General features: G+C 42.3%; 4 protein-coding genes and 1 pseudogene. 4 read left to right on the top strand and 1 reads right to left on the bottom strand.

Annotation, left to right across the window (positions count from 1 at the left end; all coding sequences use genetic code 11):
- Both HRT75_RS14520 and HRT75_RS14515 read left to right on the top strand, forming a co-directional pair.
- A pseudogene (locus tag HRT75_RS14520) lies at positions 1 to 204 on the top strand (acetylornithine deacetylase); the annotation flags it as partial.
- The gene (locus tag HRT75_RS14515; RefSeq protein WP_291188269.1) at positions 204 to 620 is read left to right on the top strand and encodes a VOC family protein; all 417 of its coding nucleotides are present in this window, start codon (positions 204 to 206) and stop codon (positions 618 to 620) included. The pseudogene HRT75_RS14520 and the gene HRT75_RS14515, both read left to right, overlap by 1 nt.
- A gap of 70 nt (positions 621 to 690) precedes the next feature.
- Here HRT75_RS14515 and HRT75_RS14510 read toward each other — a convergent pair whose 3' ends face one another.
- Positions 691 to 1,017, bottom strand: a complete 327-nt coding sequence (locus HRT75_RS14510; protein ID WP_291188266.1) for a DUF3244 domain-containing protein — start codon at positions 1,015 to 1,017, stop codon at positions 691 to 693.
- Between the two features lie 210 nt (positions 1,018 to 1,227).
- On the opposite strand from HRT75_RS14510, the gene HRT75_RS14505 reads away from it, so the two are divergent.
- Together HRT75_RS14505 and HRT75_RS14500 are read left to right on the top strand one after the other, a co-directional pair.
- Positions 1,228 to 2,103: an AraC family transcriptional regulator gene (locus tag HRT75_RS14505; protein ID WP_291188262.1), complete on the top strand. Its 876-nt coding sequence runs from the start codon at positions 1,228 to 1,230 to the stop codon at positions 2,101 to 2,103.
- Positions 2,104 to 2,141: 38 nt separating this feature from the next.
- Positions 2,142 to 2,644, top strand: a 503-nt coding sequence (locus HRT75_RS14500) for a CatA-like O-acetyltransferase (RefSeq protein ID WP_291188260.1), incomplete at its 3' end; no start/stop codon positions are given.

The following is a 2,644-nucleotide window of genomic DNA, read 5'->3' as shown; positions in this document are numbered from 1 at the left end:
CAACCTCCAGTTCGAATAAGAACCATGGGCGGTACAGTGCCCATCAGTCCCGCAGTGAATCAGATGGAGATTCCAACGATCAAAGTGCCTTTAGTCAATATGGACAACAATCAGCACAATCCTAACGAGAACATTCGTATTGGAAATATTCGTGATGGGATCAAAGTGATCTTGAGTATTCTGAGTGCTTCTTTTGAAAAGTAATGGCACATCCATTTGATATAAGCCGATTGGACCATGTCGCTATCAATGTAAAGGACATGCACGTTTCTATGGCTTGGTATGAAAAGGTATTGGGTTTAAAGCAAGTGAAGGTCCCTGAATGGGGCGCCTACCCTGTTTTTATGTTAGCAGGAGAAACAGGTATTGCCATCTTTCCTGCGGATTTACAGGATGCTGAATGCCCTAAAGACACCAATCATATAAAGATCGATCACTTTGCCTTTACCGTGAGTAATCAGGCTTACAGCGCGGCAATTGATCATTACAGTAACCTGGGAATCTCCTTTACTGAGAAAGATCATCATCATTTTCTATCCGTCTATACTAAAGATCCGGATGGACATACGGTAGAGTTAACTACGCTTAAAGCCAGTTCGGCAGATTTCTATCAGCCCTAAATTAAAAAAGGGCGGCCAACGCCACCCTTTTTACAACCAAATAAACAGTACCTAAGTGCAGGTAATCTAACTAGGCTCCGGCCTTAACCGAATAACTGTAGGTGTTCCCACTGGCATTTACCAGCTTGAATGTATACGTTCCTTCTGGAGCATCGTTGAAGTCAAATTGCTGACCAATTGAGGCAGCATCACCTAAATAAGACTTGTGAATAAGCTCTCCGTTCTGATTATATACATATACCTTATAGGTATCTAGGGTCGTGTTAAGTACAGAAACGCGCACTACGTTTGAATCTTCCTGAATTGAAACAGGGTTTGTTGTAGGGTTTCCAGTGTTTGCGGTCGCAGCCATTGATGCCATCAATGCTACAGTTGCGATTACATTCTTGAATTTCATAACTAAATAGTTTTAAGAATTGAACATTACAAATGTCCGACGATTCCTGTTTCTGTACTACCACAGATTTGTTCATTATCTGTGTATTTTTAACCCAATACCCTACTGCATCAGATTATTGGGTTAAAATAGTACAGGTTTTAGCTAAATTTGCATAGTTGCTTTGGTACGATTTATGCCAACTTCAATACGTGATATAACCCAAACGTCATGAAAATGAACAAACAACCCTTATTGGAAGCCATAGCCCCCGCATTAGGCAGTTCCTTTAGCGTGAACAACTTTGCTGAGCAGCGCAAACAGGACCGGGCGGCCTGGCATTTTCACCCAGAAATTGAACTGGTATATGTAGATAAAGGATCTGGAAAGCGACATATTGGCAATCCCGTGTCCTATTACAGTGAAGGAGATCTGGTCCTAATTGGCAGTAATGTGCCCCATTTTGGCTTTACCGATCGATTGACCGGAAACTCTGAAGAAGTCGTGATTCAATTCAATGAGGATTTCTTAGGCCCTGAGTTCTTTGAGAAGCCTGAAATGAGTCAGATCAAAAAACTCTTTAAGCGCGGAAAACAAGGAATTGTATTCTACGGCCAAACCAAGGAAGAGATCGGTAAGCAAATGTCTGCCTTAACAGCGATGACCCCTTTGAACAAACTCACAGGACTGCTCAACATTTTAGAGCAACTCTCGTTAAGCGATGAGTATGAACTTCTAAATATTGACTCTGTCATTATTGAAGCCAAGCCCCAAGACAACAACCGCTTAGAATTGCTCTATGACTTTGTCAATAAAGAATACACCCGTCATATACCCTTGGCAGAGGCTGCCAATATGGTCAGTATGACCGAACAGGCTTTTAGCCGATTCTTTAAAAAGAAAACCGGAAAGACCTTTACACAATTTGTCAATGAGCACCGATTGGTACACGCTTCTCGCCTATTGGCTGAAGAACCTATGGGTATTACGGATATCTGCTATGACAGCGGCTTTAATAATTTCAGCCACTTCAATAAACTCTTTAAAAAGTTCAGTGGTAAAAGCCCGTCACAGTATCGCAACGAAATTCAGAAGGTACTCGAATAGGTTTGTGCTAGTGCGCAAAATTGCCGACTTTTATATCCATGGAAGCATCGGCCAATTTCCGCCCTTTAGATCTCGAAAACTGGAACCGCAAAGAGCATTTTGAATTCTTTTCTGCTATGGAGGAACCCTTCTTTGGGGTTACTGTGCAGTTAGATCTAACCAAAGCCTATGCCTATTGCAAAACCAAGGGTTACAGCTTATCGCTTTATTACCTTTATGCAGCTTCATGGGCAAGTAATGCAGTAGAATCCTTTAGATATCGAATCATAGACGAACGTCCCGTGGTTTTTGATACCATCCATCTGAACGCCGTGCAACTCAAGGAAGACCAAACCTTTGTGTTCACTTATATGCCTTTTGCCCCTACTTATGAAGATTTCCTGAAAGGAGCCCTTCCAGAACGTGAAGCTGCTTTACAAAGAGCCGGACTAGGCATTACTGAAGACACCAAACGCGTGGATTCAATCCATTATTCGGTGATTCCGTGGTTGGATTTTACGAGCTTATCCCACGCCCGCAGTTTCTCGTATCCGGACAGTTG

Source organism: Gilvibacter sp., from assembly GCF_013214815.1.
In the GTDB taxonomy this organism is placed as follows: domain Bacteria; phylum Bacteroidota; class Bacteroidia; order Flavobacteriales; family Flavobacteriaceae; genus Gilvibacter.
The sequence above is the reverse complement of the archived record's forward strand: the minus strand, read 5'-3'. Positions and strand labels throughout refer to the sequence as shown.